Consider the following 23429-nt stretch of genomic DNA (forward strand, 5'->3'; position numbering starts at 1 on the left):
GGCTTCATTTTTATAATTCTTTTGAAATAATCGGATCTCTGCGCAATAGAGGTTTACATGCTATTGAAATACTGAGAAAAAGGTAGGTTATAGAGAGTATAGTCAATCCATTCACGGTATCAGGAGCAGTCGTTAATTGATAAAGTGAGGCGTTCCACTCGCGTACGGAATGTACGAATATATGTAATACGATACGCCGATTAGCAGCAGACCATTTAACACCCAACACACGAGAATTGTGGGAAGAGTTGGTCTTTGGAAGGAGTATCTTGATTTCTTATTCAGCCATGAGCGAAAATTCGGTAACCACATGAGAAGTATCATGATGGTAAACAACGTGCTAACCATTAAGATTCCTTTATTAATAGGCGTAATTGCAGGGAAATTCTGTTTGGATAGATATGTTGGAGAATTACCCTCTAGGATGCGAGAAATGTTGAAGTTGGTATGATCTGTGATATCTTGCTTAGTGTTAGATAAGAGCGCAAAACCGTATGATCTATTCGGAAAAATAATTAAGTTAGCAGTAAACCCTGGCAAACCGCCCTTCTTCTCGATGGTATTCGGGGAGACCTCCCAACCGAATCCAAACCCTGTAGATTGATCGTAAATAGCTGGTGTATGCATTTCAAGTAAGGTCTCTGATCGAAGAACGGAAGAATTACCTTCGGATGAGCGACCTAGCAGAAAAGAAATATATTTACCGAAATCCTCGGCATTCGTTGTTAACCCAGCAGAACCTAAAGTTGCATAGGATAATTGCTCGTGAAAGGGTTGAATATTTCCCCAGATGTACCGATGACCAGTAGCTGAATTTGGCAATATATCACCAAGGGCATAGACCGTTCGAGTCATTCCAAGTGGCTTGAACACATGTTGACTCATATATTCGGGAAAAGATTGTTTTGTAACCTTCTCTAAGAGTAACTGCAGCAAATCATAATTCATGTTGGTATATTCATATGTTGTGCCCGGTGTGGCAACGAGTTGAACATTGTGAAGCTTACGCTCTATTTGGGATGCAATATGATCAGGATCAGAACCTTCAACATCATGCGTATTCAGTCGACTTGGAAGTCCACTTGTGTGATTGAGTAGATCTTTTATGGTGATACGCGAAGAGAGGGAGATGTCTTTGGTTGCAAACCAGGGTAGGTATTGCGTCACAGGAGCATCTAATTTCACGAGCCCCTGATCACGAAGTTGCATGATGGCTAATGAAGTGAACACCTTGGAGATCGATCCGATGTGAAAATTAGTTGTTGGATCAACACGTTCGGTGCTTCCCCATTCACTTCGTCCATATCCCTTAACATATGCATTGCCGTTCTCATCCGCAAGCACGAATGCCATCCCCGGAATATTGAAGCGGGTCATATTCTCTTCAATTTCTTTATCGATTGTGTGTGCCGTTTCTGGTAGTAGTGTAGTTGATCCATAGGCGTTCGAGGTAGGTAAGAGACAATAGAGTAACATGAGGGTTAAGACAAGTGAACTTCGAATGATGCATCCTCCCAACGATTTCATTGATATGTAAATGGGAGCATTGTTAACTTCTATTAAATCAAATTTTGTATAAAAAAGGAAATGTTTAATGATCTTCCTATTACAGGAGCCGCCCACAATCGCATCATATCATGCCCAAAAAACCACGCCAGAATCAGTAGACGTGGTTTACCTTGATATAAATGCGAAACGTTCATTATTAAATACCGTTATTTGTTTGATGTGGTCTCGATTGCATTCTTAACTGTTGTCGCAAGAGATGTGATGTCACCAGTACTTTGAAAATGAAGGTAAAGAATCTGCGGTTGTTCGCCTATTTGGTGGTTATGTAGGGCGGTTACCTGAATGTTCCCTTTTCGAAGTGCATCAATGACAGGATTTACTTCCTCGCCGAGAAGCGCAAATTCACCTACAACAGCTGTGGTATCTCCAACTTGTTCAAAGTTTACACCGAATGAAAGTCCAATCGCTTCTGGAGACAACTTCACGCCCATGTTGGTAACATGAAGATTGGTTCGGGGAATCTCCAATTTACATATCCGATTCTCCTGTTTTATACTAGCTCCGTTAAATAAGGTCTTAAGGACTTTACAATGATCATTCTCTGCTGCGAAGGTTGTGACAGCTGGCATGATCAACAATAAGATGATCATTAAGAAGGGTACTATTTTCTTCACCTAACCGACCTCCTAATTCGTGTGTATTCTATATATTGTTGTACTAAACCTTATTGGCTATTCATCTACATTTCGCGCCACACCATGCAAAAAAAACCACGCCATGATGAGGAGTGGTTATCTAGGTTCATTAAAGTTTCATTAAATCATCTTACATAATATGGTCTGATAATGTTCGAATTCTTTCGTTTCATTAATCTGCGGGCACATTTTCAAAGATAACAGGGCGCTTTCAATTAAGAAAATCCGTGGTTCCTTATGGTTCATGATTTCCTCTTGAATGAAGAATAATAACTTAAGATAGCTAGCTTGGTTAAGGTTATTTGCTGTGAATACTTTTTCAATAACTTTTTTCAAACTGAGCGTTGCAAAAGAAAATTCATTATTAAAAAAATCATTATAGTCTGAATTTGGCAACAGGGTATGTATTTTATCCGGTGAGAAGAGTTGAAGTCCCTTAGCACTTACATCTTCTAGAATCGTTGTTATACACGCCATACAATAATCGATAATTTGTTTTACGGAAATGGGTTCATTCATAGCATGACTTGTTTGATGGATATTTGGCAGTAGTGCTGCAAATAGTATGGCACAATCCAATAAATAAGGTTTCTTATCCTCAGGGAATATATTAATGAAGCGATCATGTACCCAGTTTAGAAATAAGAATTTGGATTGTTTAATAAATAGGATCAAATCTGGATCATTTGAGACGATAGCATCCTCTATGAGTTGCAACATTCTATTTTTTTGATTCGATTCCATCGTGAGATAAATTTGTTGGGTAAATATATGTATATCGTCCAATTCTTCTCCAATAAGCAAGGCATCTCGGTCTTCTTTAACCTGGCTGTAAATGAACGTGAATACAGCTTTAAAGAGCTCGCCTTTAGAAGGAAAGTAATTATAAAAAGAACCTTTTGAAATTCCGCTATGATTCAAAATATCCTGAATAGATGTTGCATGATATCCTTTTTCAATAAATAATTCATGCGCTTTATGAACAACATGTTCTTTTCGCTTATTCATCGCTATGCCCCTTTAACTGGACTCATATTCTAGATTAGACTAGCTTATTTCCACTTCTATTACAATGGAATCCGACGGATTGTATAATCAAATGCGACGGGGCATGATAATGCTTAAGTTCAATCCGCCTTGTAAAAGAGGAAATAAAAGTGTATCATATATCTCACTGTAACTCGAGTCCAAAATTGTACTAATGGTATTATTTACGGTCGTGAACACAATTATAGGAGGTTACGAATCTAGAAAGAATGGGAGAAGATAACATAATGAAAGAACAACAAGCTAAAAGTAAAGCGTCTTATGGCGTTTTAGCCATTCTTATGATTGGTGCATTCGTTGCATTGCTAAGCAATACACTGCTTAATATAGCCTTGCCATCGCTCATGACAGAATTTGATGTGAGTGCTTCAACAGTACAGTGGTTAATGACGGGGTATATGTTAGTTAATGGTGTTATGATACCTTCAACGGCCTTTTTAATTCAAAAATATACGGCTAGACGTCTGTTCCTAATTGCGATTGGATTATTTGCAATAGGTACACTAATCGGTGGATTTGCACCGAGCTTCTCTATTCTGTTGACGGCTAGAATGATTCAAGCCTCAGGGGCAGCAATCATGATGCCACTATTGATGAACGTATTATTTACGACATTCCCACCTGAAAAGCGTGGATCTGCAATGGGGATGTTCGGGTTAGTCATGATCTTTGCACCGGCCATCGGACCAACACTATCGGGATGGATTATTCAGCACTATCGGTGGCCAGTACTATTCCATATCATCTCACCAATCGCAATATTAGTGTTCATATTAGCTTTATTCAAACTGCATGATAAGAAAGAAAAAGTTGAGATTAAGTTAGATGTTCTTTCCATTATCTTATCCGCTATCGGATTTGGAGGAATTCTATACGGGTTCAGTTCGGCTGGGAATAAAGGATGGGATTCACCGGTTGTGTATTCTACACTCATTATCGGGGCAATTGCATTGGTTCTATTCATTACACGTCAATTCAAATTGAAACAACCAATGCTCGACTTCAGAGTGTATAAATATCCTATGTTCGCCTTATCATCAGCGATTTCAGTTACATTGAATATGGCGATGTTCTCAGCTATGATGTTGATGCCGATTTACCTACAAAGCATTAGACAGATCTCACCACTCGATTCCGGTTTACTTATGTTACCTGGAGCATTAATTATGGGTGTTATGTCTCCAATCACAGGTAAAATATTTGATAAATTTGGAGCAAGAGTATTATCGATCATCGGTTTAGCAATTGTGATCATTACAACGTACTTCTTCAGTAAATTGACGATTACTACAGAATACATGACATTGATGACGTTGTATTCCGTGAGAATGTTCGGTATATCTATGGTCATGATGCCAGTTATGACGAATGGTTTGAATTCTATTCCGTCCAAATATACGCCGCATGGTACAGCCATGAATAGTACCATTTCACAAGTATCAGGGGCTATTGGAGGTGCGTTGCTGGTTACCATCATGTCCACTCGCACAGCGACACATGCGAAAGCTATAGGGGAAGCGGCGATGAGTAAACTAACGACACAACCTTCAGAAACTGTTGCTGCAGAAATGAAACAACAGATTATATCGCAGGCTACTATAGCAGGAATCAATGATGCATTCTTAGTATCTGCCTTTGTAGCGGGGGTTGCCTTAGTTCTTGCCTTCTTTATCAAAAGAAGTAGACCAGCGGAGCAACCTAAACAAGAGAAAGTGGTTGGTTAGTAAGTGTAGTTCATTATCCTCGATCTTTCTAGAGAAGAGGGGTATAAGAAAAGGCACTCAATCCATTGGATTGAGTGCCTTTTTCTGTGTGTTTAGGAATGATTTGGGTTCACCATAAAGAAGCTATGATTGAAATAATACTGAAAGTCCATAATACAGCGGTAATTAGGGGGAGAAACGGATGATCCTTTTGTTTGCGGGCATATAAGTAGACGCAAAAAATCAATAAAACGACGGGTATGAACAACAGGGTGTTAAGCATGTATGAGTAATGGCCGGAATGAGTATGTTCCATTGTCATTGTGGCTAGATGTTTAGGAAATAGATGAAATACACTTTCTAGGATATGAACGACTAAGCTTAACAACACAGCACCCAATGAAATCCATAACATCAATTTATTCTTCTTAATCATTTTCGGATTCCTCCATGTAAACGCCACTTGCGTTAGTGTCACAACAGTTACAATTAAACACTATCCTTTGAAATTAATCCATTTTTGCAATGAGCAATCTCCCCTTTATTTTATTTTTCCAAAACTCTAACGCAATAAATTATCATTTCGGTACTATTAAAGTGTATGCGACATCCTCTTTATAAGAAAGCGTATTCCGATATTGTCATTAAATAGGGAGGTGGTATCACGATGAAATTGAAAGCTAAGTCGGCCCATCTGATCATGGATACGTAAGAAGTAAACCTATTTTTCTAGGAGGTTCAATTTATGAGTAATCTTACTAAAGTCATTCATTTAAAGGTCTGAACCGTTTCCTTAATCATAAGTCATCCATTCAGGGGAGAGATCTGAATGAGGTTAGTATCATTGGGATTAACATGTTGTTTGATCTACAAATAGATATTTATTTCAACTCATTTCAATCAGGATATCCAATAAAACATCTGATTTTATTAATTTAATATACTATCAATTTGATAATATTATGTGGAATGCGCCCCTTCTATTTTTGTTGACAATTAATAAAGAAGTACTTACTATGATACTTATTGTGAATGATAATCATTTTCATTTAGAATTGAAATATATGCTAATTTGCTTGTTTTGTAGGCGGGATTTCTATAGCCCACGAACTCGTAAATCGAGTGAGCTTGATATAAGAAAGGGAGGATACTGAAATATGACGGCTCTTAATGTAGACCGAATAGCAACGGGTTATTCAAACAAGCTTATTATTAATGATTTAAGTGTTTCTATTCCTGAGAACAAGATAACGACAATCATTGGTCCGAATGGTTGTGGGAAATCGACTTTATTGAAAGCTATTTCACGTGTGTTGAAAACGAAGAGTGGTGCGGTCTACCTCGACGGACGTGCAATCCATCAATTAGAAACGAGAGAAGTTGCAAAGAGGATGGCAATTTTGCCACAAACGGCATCAGCACCTGAGGGATTAACTGTTTTTGAACTCATATCTTATGGTCGTTTTCCGCATCAGAAGGGGTTCGGCACATTAAAAAAAGAAGATTATAAATTTATTTATTGGGCGCTTGATGTAACTGGATTAAATGAGTTTAAGGATCGTCCGATTGAAGCATTATCTGGTGGACAAAGACAGCGCGTGTGGATTGCGATGGCGCTCGCGCAAGGTACTGAAATACTTATTCTTGATGAGCCAACTACCTATTTGGACTTAGCACATCAACTGGACATTTTACTCCTTTTACAACGACTAAAGGTGGAGGAGGGTCGGACAATTGTCATGGTACTTCACGACTTGAATCACGCCTCGCGCTTCTCTGATTATATGATTGCTATGAAGGATGGCACATTGATCATAGAGGGGACACCAGAAGAAGTAATGACTTGTCCTAATTTAGAAAATGTATTTAATATAGATGCCAGCATGGCAACCTGTCCATTTAGCAATAATCCGATATGTCTATCCTATCAATTATTTCAGAAAAACAGATAATTTACTTTCTTAATCGTGAACTAAGAGAAAGTTTGGTATGAAGGAGGAAGTGTATGTCTACTCGAGCAGAAGTTTCTGCCGACATAGAAGTGTTAACAGAAACAAACAAACAATCTCGACCCATTGTGGCAATAATAATTTTATTTGGAGGCATTTTTGCATTACTTGTATCCATTGCTCTATCCATTTCATTTGGGGCTGCGGACATTAAGTTAGCAACGGTGTGGACAGCTGTGTTTCATTTCAATCCTGATTTAACACCTCATCAAATTATTCGAGAAATACGTATGCCACGTGTTCTTGGAGCTGCGATGGTGGGCTCATGTTTTGCTGTGGCGGGTGCGCTTATGCAAGGGATGACAAGGAATCCGCTGGCTGACTCGGGTCTATTAGGTCTTAATGCGGGTGCAGCTTTTATGCTGGCACTATGTTTTGCCTTTTTCCCAGGATTACCGTTTATGTACCTCATTATGTATTCCTTTTTGGGTGCGGGGTTAGGTGCTGCCATTGTGTATGGAATCGGTTCGATGTCACGTGGTGGTCTGACACCTATGCGTCTTGTACTTGCTGGCGCAGCGGTAAGTGCATTATTAGGTGCGCTTAGCGAAGGAATCGCTCTTTATTTTCGGATTGGTCAGGATTTAGCGTTTTGGTACGCAGGCGGTGTATCTGGTACAAAATGGATCAATCTTCAAGTAATGTCCCCATGGATCATTGTTGCAATGATAGGGGCAATCATTATTTCTAAGTCTATCACCTTATTGAGTCTTGGAGATGAAGTGGCGATTGGGCTTGGTCAAAAAACAAAGACCATTAAAGTGTTTGGGATGCTCATCGTACTCGTGTTGGCTGGATCTGCTGTTTCGGTTGTTGGTGCGGTTGGTTTTGTAGGATTGATTGTACCTCACCTTACCCGTCTAATTATCGGTCATGATTATCGCTGGATTATTCCTTGCTCTATCGTAATTGGTGCGCTCTTGGTCGTGTTGGCTGATCTCGCAGCTAGAATGATTAACCCTCCATATGAGACGCCTATTGGAGCGTTGATTGCTTTAATTGGGGTCCCATTCTTCCTGTATCTTGCACGAAGAGGAGGTAGAGAGCTGTGAAGGAAATCGTATTTGTCTCCAAAGATCAACATAGGGCAAAGACTCGAAACCTTGTTATCATCGGTATTCTTGCGCTGCTTATTGTCATTACTTTCGTGATCAGTATGAATACGGGATTTATTAGGTTAACGCCGCTTGAAGTCATTCGAACGCTATTTGGCTATGGGACAGAGAAGCAACACCTTATTTTATTTGAATTTCGATTACCACGGATTGTTATTTCAGTATTAGTAGGAATGGGACTTGCAGTATCTGGTTGTGTTTTGCAAGGGATATCTCGTAATGCGTTGGCTGATCCCGGAATATTGGGCATTAACGCAGGGGCAGGTCTCGCTGTTATGTTATACATATCCTTTTTTCCAACGACTACATCCGTCCCTATCTTTTTCCTGCCGGTATTGGCATTCTCTGGTGCAGGTATAACAGCGATTATTATTTATTCGTTAGCTTATAAACGTAATGAAGGAATTTCGCCAATGAGGTTGATCCTTACGGGTGTAGCGGTAGCAGCTGGGATTAGTTCAATCATGATTGTGTTAACACTTCGGCTGAGTCCGGAGAATTATCAATTTCTTGCCACTTGGTTAGCAGGTAGTATTTGGGGCTCGAATTGGAAATTTGTCCTTGCCTTATTACCATGGACAATCGTACTCATTCCATTTGTATTCTCCAAAGCCCGTGTATTGAATGTGTTTAATTTAGGTGATATAACGGCTATGGGACTAGGCGCATCGATCGAGAAAGAGCGGCGTGTATTACTTGCTGCAGCTGTTGGACTAGCAGGAGCAAGTGTATCTATAAGTGGTGGAATCGGTTTTGTAGGACTGATTGGGCCCCATTTGGCACGCCAGTTAGTTGGATCAAGGCATCAATTTCTAATCCCAGCAGCTGCATTGTCGGGAGGATTATTAGTTCTTATCGCGGATACATTGGGTCGATGGATCTTACAGCCATCAGAGATTCCAGCCGGAATTGTCGTGGCAGTGATAGGCGCACCATACTTCCTTTACCTGCTGTCGCGCTTGAAAGATTGATTTATTCTATTCCGCAAATGCGGTATAAATGGACTTAGAAAGAGATGACTCGGGAATTATTCCTGGGTCATCTTTTTATTATCTTAGAAAAATCCGTAAGACCGCCACTTTATCCGTCCAATGGTAGCGAGGAATAAAAGGAAATCGTACGATAACAGTGGACATTAATGATAATTGTTATCAATTGGAGAAGGGAGGATAGATATGTTTATTTTGAAAAAGAGGATGTTTACTTTGTTAGCTGTAATGATGTCGTTGCTAATTGGCTGTTCAGCTGAGAAAGGAATAGAAGGCTCCGTAGGAGTAGCAAAAAATAGTACAGAGGATCATGCGAAGATCAAGGTTGTTAAAGATAAGCTTGGGGAAGTGGAAATTCCAACTAACCCACTGCGAATAGCAGACGTCTCGGGATCGACAGAGGAATTACTCTTTTTCGGGTTTAAGCCCGTTGTTAGTTCAAATACAGATATAGAGAACCCGAATGCATTTTCACCCGTTATTATCAATCAACTGGAACCAGATACCGTGAATGCTGGTTGGTATGCTTCAGAAATTAATATAGAAGCGGTGGCGTCCGCGAATCCTGATTTAATCATTGCAGGGGCAAGGCATGAAAAATTAGTTGATCAATTGAAAAAAATTGCTCCTACGGTAATGGTTCCGTATGATTTTAACGCTTTTCAAGATCGTTTTGAATTTATCGCGGGTATTTTTGACAAGGAAACAGAGATGGACGCTTGGTTTACAGACTATGAAAAGACAGCAAAGGATTGGTCAGAAAAAATTAGAACAATTACGAAAGATGGAACCTTTGCCATTATTGAGGCAACCCCGAAAGAGATCAGGATTTACGCGGCTACAGGCGTAGCGGATATGATTTTTAATGACATGTTGCTTCCAAAGACGGAAGGAACACCTGAACCTGATGCGTGGGGGGGGAAGGTGACCAGTGTTGAGGAACTAGCATCTTTTGATCCTGACCATATTATTTTAATGGTTGATAGTACGCAGACCATAGTGGATGACAATAATGTATGGGCTAGCATGAAGGCTGTTAAAAACAATCATGTTTATCGAATGACGAGTGCTAAGAACTATAATTATGCCTTTACGGCAATGGGTAAAAGGGAACTTATTGATGAGTTAGGTGAAATGATAGTGAAGGAGTAATGGCAAGTCTGTGCAATTGACCGAAAGGGGGAGTAAGTAATGTTTAATAAAAAGGAACTATCGTGGATATTAAATCTAGCAGTCCCTCAACGTCGGAAGTTATTATTTTCTTGCATCTATGCCGTTATGAGTGCCTTGTTTACTCTTGTTCCTTTTGTGATCATATATCACTTATCGATTCATTGGTTGAATGGGATATTAGATTCATCTACTGTATGGAAACTTGTGATATATGCCTTGATTGCCGTTATTCTTCGATTTGTTTTTCTTGGTCTATCCTCTTTGCTTTCACATATTGCGGCTTATAATCTGTTATACGACATTCGTACGCATTTAACGAATAAGCTAGGACGCTTACCCATGGGTTTTTTTAATCAACAGCAAGCTGGGAAATTGAAAAAAATAGTCATCGATGATGTGGAGAAGGTAGAACAGCTCATTGCGCATCATTTACCCGATTTCATCGTCTCGATTATTACGCCAATTTGTGTGTTTGTGTATCTGTTGACAGTGGACTGGCGGATGGCACTGATTACTTTATTGCCAATTCCTTGTGCGGTTTTTATACAAGTGAAGCGCGCGAATAGTGGTGCAGGGGAGGATATGGAGAAGTATCATCAGCATCTGGAGAGAATGAATGGCACGATGATTGAATACATCCTTACAATGCCAATTATTAAAGCTTTCAATTTGACTGTTCAATCATTTTCTAGCTATCAAAACTCCGTAGAAGACTATACACAGCTTTGGAAGCGACTATCACGTAAAAAAGTGCCTACGTATGTTTTGTACACGGCGTTTATAGAATCAGGTCTTATTTTTATACTGCCAATTAGTTTGTTGTTCTTTCAAAGAGGTAGCCTGACGATACCAGAAGTGTTACTTTTTCTAATGCTTGGGGTTGGTTTGACAGCGCCCATGAAGCAACTATCAACTTTTAGCCATACGGTGCAAAATACGGTATTAGGTATTAAGAAAATGAATAAAATTCTAATGGCAAAGGAGCTGAGTGAAGCGAGAGCAGATGTGTCGGTTATTCCACAACAATATCCCATTGTTTTTGACAAAGTGAGTTTTTCTTATGGGGATCGTATGATTTTACAAGATGTAACGATGACAATGAAAGCGGGAACGGTGACTGCTCTTGTTGGACCATCAGGGGCTGGAAAGTCAACGATAGCCCAGCTTATTGCTCGTTTTTGGGAAGTGGAAAAGGGTGGATTGTTTATCGGAAGCATCTCTATCAGGGACATTCCACAAGAGACCTTAATGAATCTTATTTCATATGTATTTCAAGATGTCTCGATGATGAATGATACGTTGCTGGCTAATATTTGTATGGGGAACCAGGCAGCGAGCTTAGAAGAAATCATTCAGGCGGCGAAAATAGCGCAAGCTCACGATTTTATTTCTGCATTGCCAAATGGTTATGATACAAAGATTGGTCATGGCGGCATTCATTTGAGTGGTGGCGAACGACAGAGAATCGCAATTGCACGCGCAATTGTTAGAAATGCACCGGTGCTTATTTTAGACGAGGCAACTGCGTATGCGGATTCTGAGAATGAGTCACATATTCAAGCGGGAATTAGTCATCTGCTCCAAGATAAAACGGTAGTAATCATCGCACATCGACTGTCGACCATTACAGACGTGGACAACATTATTGTCCTAGATGCAGGACGCGTTGTTGCTCAAGGAACTCATGATGTATTACTGCAGCATTGTTCACTGTATCAGCAGATGTGGCATGCGTACATGGAAGTGGATCAATGGACGCTAGCGGGGAAGGCGTGAGGATGAGATGCAAAGAACGATACAAGCCATTTTACATGTTGACCGATCTTTATGGATAAACAAAGCGTTGTTATATATATGTGTAGAGATGATAAGTTCAGTAGCTCCATATGTATTATTGTATTGGGTCATTTATTCATTGTTTCATGCATCGATAGGTCTGGAATGGATAGTGTTTTGGACAATAGGTCTTATCGCCTTTTTTATTTTGCAACTTGTATTTTCGATGCTTGCACAGAGGCGTGTTCAAAATGAGGGATCGCAATCTATACAGCGACTTCGTCTGCGATTAGGTGAACACTTACGAAAGTTGCCGATGGGCTTTTTTAAAAAGAAAAATCAAGGCGATATTAGCCAAGCATTATTAACAAATGTAGACGAAGTGGAACTTGTTATGACGCATATTCTCCCGCAAATGATTGGTTCGATCGTGCTGTGTTTGCTAAACGGTCTGCTGTTAGTATGGATTGACTGGCGTCTAGCTCTCGTTGTCTTGATCTCGGTGCCTCTTGCAGTACCACTTTTATTGTGGTCGCAAAAAGTAATGAGGAAACGCAGTAAAATACGGCATGAGTCTTTTGCGACAGCTAGCGGTCACCTACAGGAATATATAGAAAATATTCAATTACTGAAAGCCTATCAAGTAACAGGGGCAAAATTTAAAAGGTTAGATCAAGCATTGGCACGATTTAGGGATGATAGCATTCGAGTGGAGGCATTTGCATCACCCATTCTCTATCTGTATGCGGCTACAATTGAAATCTGTTTTATAGTGTTATTACTTGCAGGTAATTATTTACTGATAGAGAGTCGGCTTGAAGTATCTATATTTGTTATTTTTTTAATCATTAGTTTGCAATTTTTTAAAGCCTTTCGTTCAGTTGGAACTTATATGGGACAACTGCGTTTTATGGTTCATGCAGGTGAACGTATCAAGGATGTGCTGGAAGAAATGCCACTGGCAGAGCCAGAACAGCAGATTATCCCGCTTAATAATTCGATTACCTTTGACCATGTTCATTTTGGATATGGAAATAAGTCTATCTTAAAAGATGTGAGTTTTTATGTTCCAGATAGAGGACTCGTAGCCTTAGTGGGGCCGTCAGGATCAGGTAAGTCTACGATTTTAAGCTTGATTGTCCGCTTTTGGGATGTGAATCAAGGGAGCGTACAGATTGGAAATACAGATATCACAGACATAAGCAGTAATGAATTATTAAGCAGGATAAGTTACGTCTTTCAAGATGTGCAATTATTTAATGATACCGTGACAGAGAATATTCTTATGGGTAATCGAGATGCTTCATTTGAACAAGTGGTTGAGGCCGCCCAATTAGCCCAGTGCCATTCCTTTATTGAAAAGTTGCCCCATGGTTATGACACTGTTGTCGGAACAGGAGGAATCCATTTATCAGGTGGGGAAAAACAGCGACTTTCGATTGCACGAGCATTTTTGAAAGAGGCCCCTATACTATTGCTAGATGAGGTGACTGCCTCACTCGATTCGGAAAATGAAAAGCTGGTTCAGCGTGCAATTAGTAAGTTGGCACAAAAGAAAACGGTCGTTGTCATAGCTCATCGTTTGAAGACGATTCAGTCAGCTGATCACATTATCGTATTAAGTGATGGGGGAATAGAGGAGCAAGGTACTCATCAGATGCTGGTAAATGGCCAAGGGTTGTACCAACATCTTTGGCAGGAGCAGCAAGCTGCAGGTGGTTGGAAGGTTAAATAATGGGGGGAGAGAAAATGACTAAACAGTCTGATGAGATGAAACAAAATTTTTGGGTGTTTGTTCTGATAGGTATGCTTTTGATTGTTACGACAACGGGTTTTTCAAGAATGTCCTATGGGGTTATATTGCCATTTATGCAGGAAGGTTTGTCTTTGTCTACATCTGAATCAGGGTTATTAGGAACAATCTTATTCTTAGGTTATTTGCTTACGGTCGGTTTATCAGGTGTTCTAACCGTGCGGCGTGGAGCGAAAAAAGTACTTCTCTTAGGTGGTTGGCTAGTTGTTGCGGGTTTATGTGGCCTTGTGTTTGTATCGAACTTTTGGTGGGCATCTGTGAGTTTCTTTATCGCTGGCGCTGGTAGTGCACTTGTGTATACGCCGCTACTATCGATAGCGATTGGCTTGTTCCCAGAAAAAAGGGGAGCGGTTATGGGTCTATTAATGAGTGGGGCGGGTATTGGTATGTTATTATCTGGGGCACTTGTACCATTCATGTTGCAACAGTTTCCAACACTTGGCTGGCGCGGAGCTTGGTTGGTATTTGCAGCTATGACAGTAGTTGTTATGCTACTCGCATCGTTTATTTTAAAAGATCCACATGCATCTGTATCATCTGAAAAGGATGGGATGCGGGAGAAGACGAATGTTTGGCGAAGTAAGGAACTTTATATGATCGCGGGGCTTTATTTTGCTGTTGGAATTGTCTATTTGATTCCGAATTTATATCAATCGAGTTATATGATTGAACTCGGGATTTCCAATAAGGTGGTAGGAACTATATATTCTATTGCGGGTATCTGCTCGATCGGCGGAGCTCCATTATGGGGAATACTCGCCGATCGAATGGGTGTTAAGAAAGCGTTGTTTGCAGCATTAATATTGTCTGTAGTTGGAGATATCATTCCGATTGAATGGGGTAGTATAGCAGGTTTTATCGTATCCTCTGTCATTTGGGGTTCTTCGCTTGGTGGAGTTCTTGTACTGATTCAGATGAAGGCTAGCCAACAAGTGTCATCACAATACGTTGCAGCGGCAATTGGTTTTGTTTCGGTCTTTTATGCGATTGGTCAAATGATGGGACCTGGATTAGCGGGCTGGCTGATTGAATATGCCGGTGGCTATGCGACGGCTTATTGGTTCGGAGCTATTATCTTCTTTCTATGTACACTACTTACTATGATGCTCAAACCAGAAGGGGTGAATCTTAAAAAAGTGCATACCGACATCCACTAGCTACGAGGTTATTCGGTCTCGGATCTTTGTATCATCAATTAAATAGCAAAAAAATTAATTCTTTGCTATAATTTCCGGTGATATTGAAAATCATTCTCAGTAAAGGGTGTGGGAATTTGAGGCGGTGATCGAGATAACTAACTTCCATCAGAACTTTAATCAGTTTTTTGATAAATTAGAAGTAGCAAGGAAAAAAGAGATGCCAGTAGATCTTATGACATTCCGATCAGGTATTGGAGAAGGATCGATTAATCGTTTGATTCCACGTTCTGATTTAGAAGTGGTAATATCGGATTATTCTATTTATCAAGATTATCAAATGAATATGTCTACTATGCGACCCATGATTGAGCTTAGCTATTGTATGGAAGGTGTTAGAGGGGTTCATATATCGGGTTCAGATCATGAAATTGTTTCAGGCACATGCTCTCTTCAGTTTATAGAACAAGTGGGGGCGAACTTTACATTTAATAAGAACGAATCCTATCAAATGATGGGGATTGGAATTCCGGTTTCAACCTTCAATCATTTTATGCAAGAAGTATGCGGTGAAAGCGGAAATTCGATTAACTTTTCACATATCCTTGGGGAAAAGTCATATCGAATGTTTCAAGAAAAAATTGACCCTTCCGCATCTATCATTGTAAAGCGAATGTTGGATGCGGTGGAAGAGAAGAGAATGACCAATCTGGAGTTAGAATGCAATGCATTACAACTTTTATCGATGTCATTTCGGTCTTTCCTGTTTGATAAAGATCCAAAGCCATCGGAATTCTCCAAAAGTGATGTGGCGAAGATCCGACAAGCTCGAGCCATTATCATCGAGTGTATGACGGAGCCACCTACATTGACTGAATTATCCTGTTCAATAGATTTAAACGACTATAAATTGAAAAAGGGTTTCAAGGAGATGTATGATACAACCGTGTTTGGTTATTTACGGGAGAAACGACTAGAGAAAGCCCATCTTTTATTGCAAGGTGGCAAGATGAATGTAAATGAAGCTTCCTGTGCTGTTGGCTATTCTAATCCTAGTTATTTTGCTGAAGCGTTCAGGGACAAATTTGGAGTTAATCCTGGAGAATTTATAAGAGGGCTTACTCGCTAACTAAAAAAATGCTGGGAGATTGATTTTGATTATTATCCCCTTTAAGTAGACACTCAAAACTGCATGTATCATGTGGAAAATAGTGAACTTGAAGGGGATATTTTATGGTTGAAAAAGGACAAGTATTTTGACTGGAAACTATCTTTTAAAGTACCGAGATATTGGTGAATAATTAAAGCTCTAACATTTTTCTTATCCCTCTAACCAGTATCCCTAATCCGTCTACTGGTAGATGCCCGATGGAAGGCCTTGTAAGATTATAAATGATAATTCTTATCAATTATAATTATAAGGAGATAAAAGAATGAGAAATAGAAAGTGGTTTGGATTGATTTTACTAGTAGGTATTATTTCGTTAGTAGTAGGTTGTGCGGATAATTCAAAAATGAAAAATGCCGTAGAAAAAACAGAAAAGGCACCTGCTCAGGTAAGCGAGGAAGTAGTTAATAATGCTTCTTTTCCAAGAACGATTAAACATATGGAAGGGGAAACGGTTATTAAAGAAAAACCTCTTAAAATAGCTACCCCGTACATTTCATTTGTCGATTATTTAGCTGTTTTAGATGAATATCCTATAGCTGGACAAGGGATTGAAATAATTGAAAGAAACTTTCCCTATTTAAGCAAGATGATTGAAGGGAAAGATATTATCGATCTTGGACAAGAAGTGAGTTTGGAGAGACTGTTAGCGTCAGAGCCTGATTTGATTATCGCAGCAAATGATATGGCAGATAAATATGAACAATTATCACAAATTGCACCGACCGTCATTTTCCCGGAGGCTGGGGATTGGCGCAAGACATTGATTGAAATTGCTAAAGTAATCGGTAAAGAGGATAAAGCGGATACTGTACTTGCAGAATTCGACCGCAAATCAGCAAAATACAAGGAACAACTAGCTTTTAGAAGTGGCGAGTCTGTCATGTTTGCAATGTACAGTGGAAAAGAGCAATTTGTCCTCTGGGAAGAGAAACGATTCGATGCCTTTTATATCGGGTTAGGTTTAAAGCCGACAGAGGGTGCTGAAATAGGTGGGCGATTGACGTTAGAAGGAGTGGTAGATCTAAACCCGGATCACTTGTTTATAGTTAACAATTGGCAAGAACCCATTGAAGGGGGAGTGAAGGAAGACTTAAAAGATAATAAAGTATGGCAGAGCTTGAGTGCAGTCCAAAAAGACCAAGTCTATTATTTGGAAGACCCTTCATTGCCAGGACCGTTGGCACTTGCCAAAATTAAGGGAATTGATGAGGTAATGGAAGCGATGGGAAAGAAATAGAGTCGAGCTGAAAGGATAGGGAATAACCGAGCGAGAGATATACTGCTTGGTTATTCTCTATGTAGAGAAGAGAGAGAGATAAAGTTTACGAACGAGTAGGTCTATGGCTTCTAAGCATAGGATACGACTGAAGGGTATGTTATTTGTATTGACCCTGTAAAGCAAATCTGATAATGTGAATGATAATGAAAATCATTATCATTAAATAAGGAGGTTTATAATGTTTAAAAATAAATCTATCATTTTTTGTCTGCTATTGGTTATGTTAGCGGTCATGATTACGGCTTGTGGTAGTAAGGGGGATCAATCTTCTGAAAGTAATAAAAGCAGCGAAGTAGTGAAGGTAGAAGAGGTTGTAAGTGAACAACCCCAAACACGAACAGTAAAAACGGTTAACGGAGATATTGTAATACCAGCAAATGCTAAAAGAATTGTGGTAGATAGCTATTTACCAACGTTGCTCTTATTAGATGTAAAACCTGTAGGTGCAACGCAAGTAGATATTGAAAACGTACATATCCAGAATCTCAACGCTAATATTGAAAGTACCGGTGAGAATTCTTTCGAGAAGATATTGGCATTACAGCCCGATTTAATTATTAGTTCGGATATAGAGAAGAGTTCATTTGAGAAGTTTTCCAAAATGGCTCCAACCATTATTATTCCCTATGAAACATATAGTGATGTCCACGAAGAGGTAAGGACTATTGGGCAGATGCTTGGAAAGGACAAGGAAGCAGAGAAATGGCTAGCTATGTTTGATGAGAAAATTCAACAACAGAGAGAGAGAATTCAAGCGGTAATGGCTGAAGGAGAAACAGTCTCCATCTTTGGCGCATTTGGAAAGGACTCATATATCTATGGCGATGGTATTTATAAGGGTGGGCAAGCCATTTATAAACAACTTCAGTTAACTCCATCAAAGCGTATTAAAAAAGAGTTAATCGATGCTGGGGAGTCAAACAAACAAGTATCCTTCGAAGTGCTAACTGATTATGCTGGCGATTATATCTTTTTTGATATATCAAACGGTGGTTCGTTAGATAAAAAAGATCCTGTTTGGCAATCTATTGATGCGGTCAAAAAGGAAAATGTATTTTATCTCGATGGAAAACGATTCTGGCCATATGATCCGATTGCTGTGCTAGCTCAAGCAGAAGAAGTAGCTGATATGCTTGTTGCTAAGAAAAAAGGTCAGAAATAGGATTAGAACTCACCTATCATATAAGTTCATTTTGTCCAAAAAATCATACATGTTTGTCCATTTCTTCAGAGTTAGGTGATAGGCTATACTCATTTAATGAGAATGATTATTAATATCGATAATAGTGGATGTGGAATAAAGACACTATTCAATAAATAGGTTAGGAGTCGATACATATTGTTAAAACGTTTCTTCTCTTACTATAAACCCTATCGAAGGCTATTCATCTTGGACTTTTCCTGTGCGATTATAGCAGCATTATTGGAACTTGCCTTTCCGTTAGCTGTCCATCGTGTAGTGGATGATTTATTGCCTAGCTCGAACTGGAGTTGGATCTTATGGGGATGTGCTTCGTTATTAGGAATTTATATTATTAGTTCGGCTCTCCATTATGTTGTCACTTACTGGGGACATAAGCTAGGCATTAATATAGAGTCCGATATGCGAAAAGATCTTTTCACTCATGTACAGAAGTTATCGTTCCGCTTTTTTGATAATAATAAAACAGGTCATTTAGTGTCCAGAATGACAAATGATTTGATGGATATTGGTGAAATCGCACATCATGGACCTGAGGATTTATTTATCGCAATTATGACGCTCTTAGGTGCATTTGGAATCATGTTATCGATAAATTGGCAATTAGCTGTACTTACGTTTATTGTTGTACCTCTTATTATCTGTCTTTCCTTGTATTTCAGTAAAAAGATGTCTATAGCATTTAAACGTTTCTTTGCAGATATCGCTGATTTCAATGCACGTGTTGAAAACAATGTGAGCGGTATGCGCGTCGTGCAAGCATTTGCAAATGAAGAACATGAAATTGCTCAATTCAATGAGAATAACGAACGTTTTCGAGATTCAAAATTGATTGCCTATCGAATTATGGCTTGGAATTCTTCTATTAGCTATATTCTTATGAAAATCGTCTCGTTGTTTGTTCTGGTGTGCGGTACATGGTTTGTAATTAATAAACAGATGACATACGGAGAGTTTCTTGCTTTTGTTCTACTATCGAATGTATTTCTAGGACCGATTCAACAGATTAATGCGGTTATTGAAATGTATCCAAAGGGAGTTGCTGGATTTAAGCGTTATGTAGAGATGCTTGAGACAGAGCCTGATGTGGCGGATGCTCCGAACGCAATAGCTGTCTCGCATTTAGAAGGGAATATAAAGTTCGAAGACGTGTCGTTTGGTTATGAAGGCAAAGAGAATGTGTTAGAGAATATTAATCTAACGATTCGTGCAGGTGAAACCGTAGCACTTGTTGGACCATCAGGTGCTGGGAAAACGACGATTTGTAGTCTCTTACCTCGGTTTTATGATATAAACAGCGGATCATTAATGATTGATGGGATTGAGATCCGACAAATCACACTTGAATCCCTTCGCTCTCAGATCGGGATTGTTCAACAAGATGTCTTCCTATTTGACGGGACGATTCGCGAGAATATCGCTTATGGTAAGTTAGGTGCTTCGGAAGAAAATATATGGGAAGCTGCTAGAAGAGCGCAGTTGGAAGAAGTCATCATGTCCCAATCTGAAGGAATGGATACATTGATTGGTGAGCGAGGCGTCAAACTGTCTGGTGGACAGAAACAACGGCTTTCCATTGCTCGAATGTTCCTTAAAAACCCATCTATTCTGATCTTAGATGAAGCAACATCTGCACTGGATACAGAAACAGAGGTAGCGATACAACAGGCCTTAACGGAACTATCAGAAGGCCGTACTACACTAGTTATTGCACATAGGTTAGCTACGATTAAGAATGCAGACCGCATTGTTGTCGTAACGGAGGATGGCATTGTTGAGCAAGGAAGCCACCATGAATTATTAGCTGTAGAAGGAGCTTATAACAGACTTCACCAAGCACAATTTGGGGTCTGATAAATATCATTATTGTTTGAGGGGGGATTCAAGTTGTATTCACGACAAAAAAATCATAGGCCACAGAAATTAGGGTTAGTTATCCCGTTAATGTTTCTACTGATTGTATTAGTTCTTTCCGCGTGCGGAGGGACAGAGACAAAGACAGCTTCAAATAGCGAAACGGCGGAGCAACCGAGAACAGAAGAGAACTCAAGTACTAACACGAGCAGCGCTGTGAAAACCGTTACCACATTAAAAGGTGAGATTGAGGTTCCTGTCAAACCGCAACGTATTGTTGCAGAGGAGTACCTTGGTAGTATGATTGCCTTAGGTGTTATTCCGGTTGGAGCGCCAGAACTGACCATTAAAAACTATTATTTTAAAGATAAGCTTGTCGGGGTTTCGGATATCGGAACGTACGGAAAGCCATCTGTCGAAAAGACACTTGCTCTGAACCCAGATCTCATTATTACTGGTAATGGAGACAACTACGAGGCATTAAGCAAAATCGCACCCACCATTGTTATTCCTTATGGAGATTTGAAAGGCGTTCATGAGGAGTTAACTTATTTCGGTGAGCTACTTGATAAGGAAGAAGAAGCGAAGACTTGGCTACTCCAATACGACCAGCGTATTGCCGAGGCGAAGGCCAAGGTGGATATCGCAATTGCTACTGATGCTAGTTTTTCCATTATGGAGGATGGTGGTAAGTCGACTTGGGTATACGGTGATAATTTTGGTCGTGGTGGCCAACCCATATATCAGGCGCTTGGACGTAAGCCTCCAAGCGTAGTTGCCAGTGAAATTATGGAGAAGCAATGGGCAGAACTCTCTGAGGAAATGATAGAGAAATACGCTGGCGATTATATTATTATGACTTCGAATGAACGAACGATCGAAGACTTCCAGAAGGACCCGATTTGGGGAAGTGTTCCAGCAGTTAAGAATGGACATATCTATGTATGGCCGGAAGAACGCTCTTGGTATTATGATCCGATTGCCGTCCTTGCTCAAATTGAAGAACTAACGACTTGGCTCACCAGTCTCGACAAATAGAAAGGAGCATTCATAATGAATTCAGAACAGCTGTATGATGTAACAATTATTGGTGGCGGCCCAGCAGGACTTTTTTCTGCTTTCTATAGTGGTTTAAGAGAAATGAAAACAAAAATTATTGAATTCCAACCTTTTTTAGGAGGAAAAGTGCATGTCTATCCAGAGAAAATGATTTGGGATATAGGGGGACTCCTACCTACTACAGGAGAACGACTGATTGAACAAATAATTCAGCAAGGGACAACATTTGAGCCCGAGGTGGTATTAGGTGAAAAAGTGACGTCCATTAACAAAGATGAAGATGGGAACTTTGTTATCCAGACATCTGCAAACCGCCAACATTTGTCCAAAACAGTTATTTTAGCTGTTGGTGGGGGTATTTTGAACCCAACAAAACTAGAAATTGAAGGCGCTGAACGATTTGAGGTTTCCAATTTGCACTATACAGTGAAATCTCTCGCACGTTTCAAAGGGAAAACTGTATTGATTTCCGGTGGTGGCAATACGGCTGTTGACTGGGCAAATGAATTGGAACCAATTGCGAAAAAAGTCTATTTGACCTATCGGAAAGACATGTTGAAGGGACATGAGGCAGAAGTTACGCGCCTATTCAATAGTTCTGTTGAATGTTTATTGAATACATCGATTGAAAAGCTTATTGCCGCAGATGACCACGAGACCATTGAAAAAGTAGAGTTGCTTAGCAGTGAGAATGGAAATAAGATTCAACTGTCTGTTGATGAAGTGATCATAAATCATGGCTACGAACGGGATAAAGAGTTGACGGCGAATAGCGGATTGAATATTGAAATGGCAAATGAATACGGTATTGCCGGTAGTCCCATGAGTGAAACATCTGTGCCAGGGATCTATGCTGCAGGAGATATTTTGAATCACGAAGGTAAACTTCACTTAATCGCAGGGGCGTTTCAAGATGCGGCAAATGCTGTGAATAAAGCGAAGCAATATATTATGCCAGAAGCGTATGGTCATGGGATGGTTTCTTCCCATAATGACGTCTTTAAAGATAAAAATCGTGAATTAGTGAAACATTTGTTTGCAGCGAAATCTAACCTGTCATCATAAAATATTATCATTTTAATACTATTATAGGATGAAAACACCCTCTGGATAGGAGGGCATGCTCTGACGTTCCCATTCTATAATGAGGTAATGTCACGTAACTTAATCTGCATTTTATCTAATAATTGATCTAACATGAGGCGTTCGGTAGGCGTCAATACAGAAAGCATATGTTCCGCTACTTCTCCAACTTCACCCATAAATTTAGAAGTGTGCTGTTCACTCTTCTCCGTTGGTGTTATAAGGAAGCTACGGCGATCTTTCTGATTAAGGGTACGTATGACATAATCCTGTTTCTCTAGGCTGTCGAGTATACGAGTAAGCTTGCTGAAGTTCATTCCTGGCAAGGCCTGACCGATTTCCTTGACCATTAGTGGGCCGTTGTGGGAAAGAATTCGGATGACGTTCGTCTCCTCGGGCGAACATGCCGTTTCATCTTCGAATAACTGCTTCTTTCGACTCATCGTGTCACTTAAGACTACAATGAAATCAAGCACCGTTTGTATATGTTGTTGATCCGAGTTCTGTTGCATGGAGTCGTCCTTTCATTCACGATGCTCATCAAAGACTAATCGTATTCATTTAATATATTATCAATATGATATTACTTTACATACGAAGTAGTTATTTGTCAATGTGGATCAAGTGGGATGAGTGGATATTTAATATATACACTTGCTGTTGTCATGGGCTCGATCATCTCTGACTAAGATGATCGAGTTTTTTGCATTTTACTACTGACCAATCCGCGCATGATGAGCTTCACTTTTTTCATCATATCTATTGTTATTCAGAGCGACGTCAGTATAATGAGGTAATACGGTGATTAGCTAAAGTG

19 protein-coding genes are annotated in these 23429 nt (G+C 39.7%); 14 read left to right on the top strand and 5 right to left on the bottom strand.

Going from position 1 to position 23429, the window contains the following annotated elements; translation table 11 throughout:
- Positions 1-132: 132 nt before the first annotated feature.
- From BW961_RS16885 to BW961_RS16895, 3 genes are all read right to left on the bottom strand, one after another.
- Entirely contained in the window at positions 133-1476 is a 1344-nt protein-coding gene (locus tag BW961_RS16885; RefSeq protein ID WP_068588752.1) for a serine hydrolase domain-containing protein, read from the bottom strand.
- Positions 1477-1715: 239 nt separating this feature from the next.
- Complete coding sequence (locus tag BW961_RS16890; protein ID WP_068588749.1) at positions 1716-2183, bottom strand: DUF1259 domain-containing protein; 468 nt, start codon at positions 2181-2183, stop codon at positions 1716-1718.
- Positions 2184-2324: 141 nt separating this feature from the next.
- A complete protein-coding gene (locus tag BW961_RS16895; protein WP_068588746.1) occupies positions 2325-3212 on the bottom strand; it encodes a TetR/AcrR family transcriptional regulator in 888 nt (295 codons plus the stop codon).
- A gap of 266 nt (positions 3213-3478) precedes the next feature.
- Between BW961_RS16895 and BW961_RS16900 the strand changes: the two genes are divergently transcribed.
- A complete protein-coding gene (locus tag BW961_RS16900; RefSeq protein WP_068589063.1) occupies positions 3479-4975 on the top strand; it encodes a DHA2 family efflux MFS transporter permease subunit in 1497 nt (498 codons plus the stop codon).
- Positions 4976-5084: 109 nt separating this feature from the next.
- Here BW961_RS16900 and BW961_RS16905 read toward each other — a convergent pair whose 3' ends face one another.
- Positions 5085-5390: a hypothetical protein gene (locus BW961_RS16905; RefSeq protein ID WP_068588743.1), complete on the bottom strand. Its 306-nt coding sequence runs from the start codon at positions 5388-5390 to the stop codon at positions 5085-5087.
- Positions 5391-6111: 721 nt separating this feature from the next.
- On the opposite strand from BW961_RS16905, the gene BW961_RS16910 reads away from it, so the two are divergent.
- The 13 genes from BW961_RS16910 to BW961_RS16970 all read left to right on the top strand — a co-directional run bounded on the left by BW961_RS16910 (position 6112) and on the right by BW961_RS16970 (position 22594).
- Positions 6112-6906, top strand: a complete 795-nt coding sequence (locus BW961_RS16910) for an ABC transporter ATP-binding protein (protein ID WP_068588738.1) — start codon at positions 6112-6114, stop codon at positions 6904-6906.
- 53 nt (positions 6907-6959) lie between these two features.
- Entirely contained in the window at positions 6960-8015 is a 1056-nt protein-coding gene (locus BW961_RS16915) for a FecCD family ABC transporter permease (protein WP_068588735.1), read from the top strand.
- A 5-nt stretch (positions 8016-8020) separates the two neighbouring features.
- Positions 8021-9049: a FecCD family ABC transporter permease gene (locus tag BW961_RS16920; protein WP_068589059.1), complete on the top strand. Its 1029-nt coding sequence runs from the start codon at positions 8021-8023 to the stop codon at positions 9047-9049.
- Positions 9050-9253: 204 nt separating this feature from the next.
- Positions 9254-10219 carry an ABC transporter substrate-binding protein gene (locus tag BW961_RS16925; RefSeq protein ID WP_068588732.1) on the top strand — a complete coding sequence of 322 codons (966 nt, stop codon included), beginning with the start codon at positions 9254-9256 and terminating at the stop codon, positions 10217-10219.
- 39 nt (positions 10220-10258) lie between these two features.
- On the top strand, positions 10259-12016 hold the full coding sequence (locus BW961_RS16930) for an ABC transporter ATP-binding protein (RefSeq protein WP_068588730.1): 1758 nt from the start codon (positions 10259-10261) through the stop codon (positions 12014-12016).
- Positions 12017-12023: 7 nt separating this feature from the next.
- Positions 12024-13751: an ABC transporter ATP-binding protein gene (locus BW961_RS16935; RefSeq protein WP_068588727.1), complete on the top strand. Its 1728-nt coding sequence runs from the start codon at positions 12024-12026 to the stop codon at positions 13749-13751.
- A 14-nt stretch (positions 13752-13765) separates the two neighbouring features.
- Complete coding sequence (locus tag BW961_RS16940; RefSeq protein ID WP_068589057.1) at positions 13766-14986, top strand: MFS transporter; 1221 nt, start codon at positions 13766-13768, stop codon at positions 14984-14986.
- Positions 14987-15110: 124 nt separating this feature from the next.
- Positions 15111-16094: an AraC family transcriptional regulator gene (locus tag BW961_RS16945; protein ID WP_326110634.1), complete on the top strand. Its 984-nt coding sequence runs from the start codon at positions 15111-15113 to the stop codon at positions 16092-16094.
- A gap of 304 nt (positions 16095-16398) precedes the next feature.
- Complete coding sequence (locus BW961_RS16950) at positions 16399-17373, top strand: ABC transporter substrate-binding protein (protein WP_068588725.1); 975 nt, start codon at positions 16399-16401, stop codon at positions 17371-17373.
- A 220-nt stretch (positions 17374-17593) separates the two neighbouring features.
- Positions 17594-18577, top strand: a complete 984-nt coding sequence (locus tag BW961_RS16955) for an ABC transporter substrate-binding protein (protein ID WP_068588721.1) — start codon at positions 17594-17596, stop codon at positions 18575-18577.
- 177 nt (positions 18578-18754) lie between these two features.
- Positions 18755-20470, top strand: a complete 1716-nt coding sequence (locus BW961_RS16960) for an ABC transporter ATP-binding protein (RefSeq protein WP_068588718.1) — start codon at positions 18755-18757, stop codon at positions 20468-20470.
- A 33-nt stretch (positions 20471-20503) separates the two neighbouring features.
- Positions 20504-21508: an ABC transporter substrate-binding protein gene (locus BW961_RS16965; protein WP_326110635.1), complete on the top strand. Its 1005-nt coding sequence runs from the start codon at positions 20504-20506 to the stop codon at positions 21506-21508.
- A gap of 15 nt (positions 21509-21523) precedes the next feature.
- Positions 21524-22594 (top strand): NAD(P)/FAD-dependent oxidoreductase, encoded by a 1071-nt coding sequence (locus BW961_RS16970; protein WP_068588715.1) that lies wholly within the window; start codon positions 21524-21526, stop codon positions 22592-22594.
- 74 nt (positions 22595-22668) lie between these two features.
- On the opposite strand, the gene BW961_RS16975 is transcribed toward BW961_RS16970, so the two are convergent.
- On the bottom strand, positions 22669-23124 hold the full coding sequence (locus tag BW961_RS16975) for a MarR family winged helix-turn-helix transcriptional regulator (RefSeq protein ID WP_068588713.1): 456 nt from the start codon (positions 23122-23124) through the stop codon (positions 22669-22671).
- Between the last annotated feature and the right edge of the window lie 305 nt (positions 23125-23429).

The sequence above is a fragment of the Paenibacillus macquariensis genome (assembly GCF_900156375.1).
Taxonomy (GTDB): Bacteria; Bacillota; Bacilli; order Paenibacillales; family Paenibacillaceae; genus Paenibacillus_AQ; species Paenibacillus_AQ macquariensis.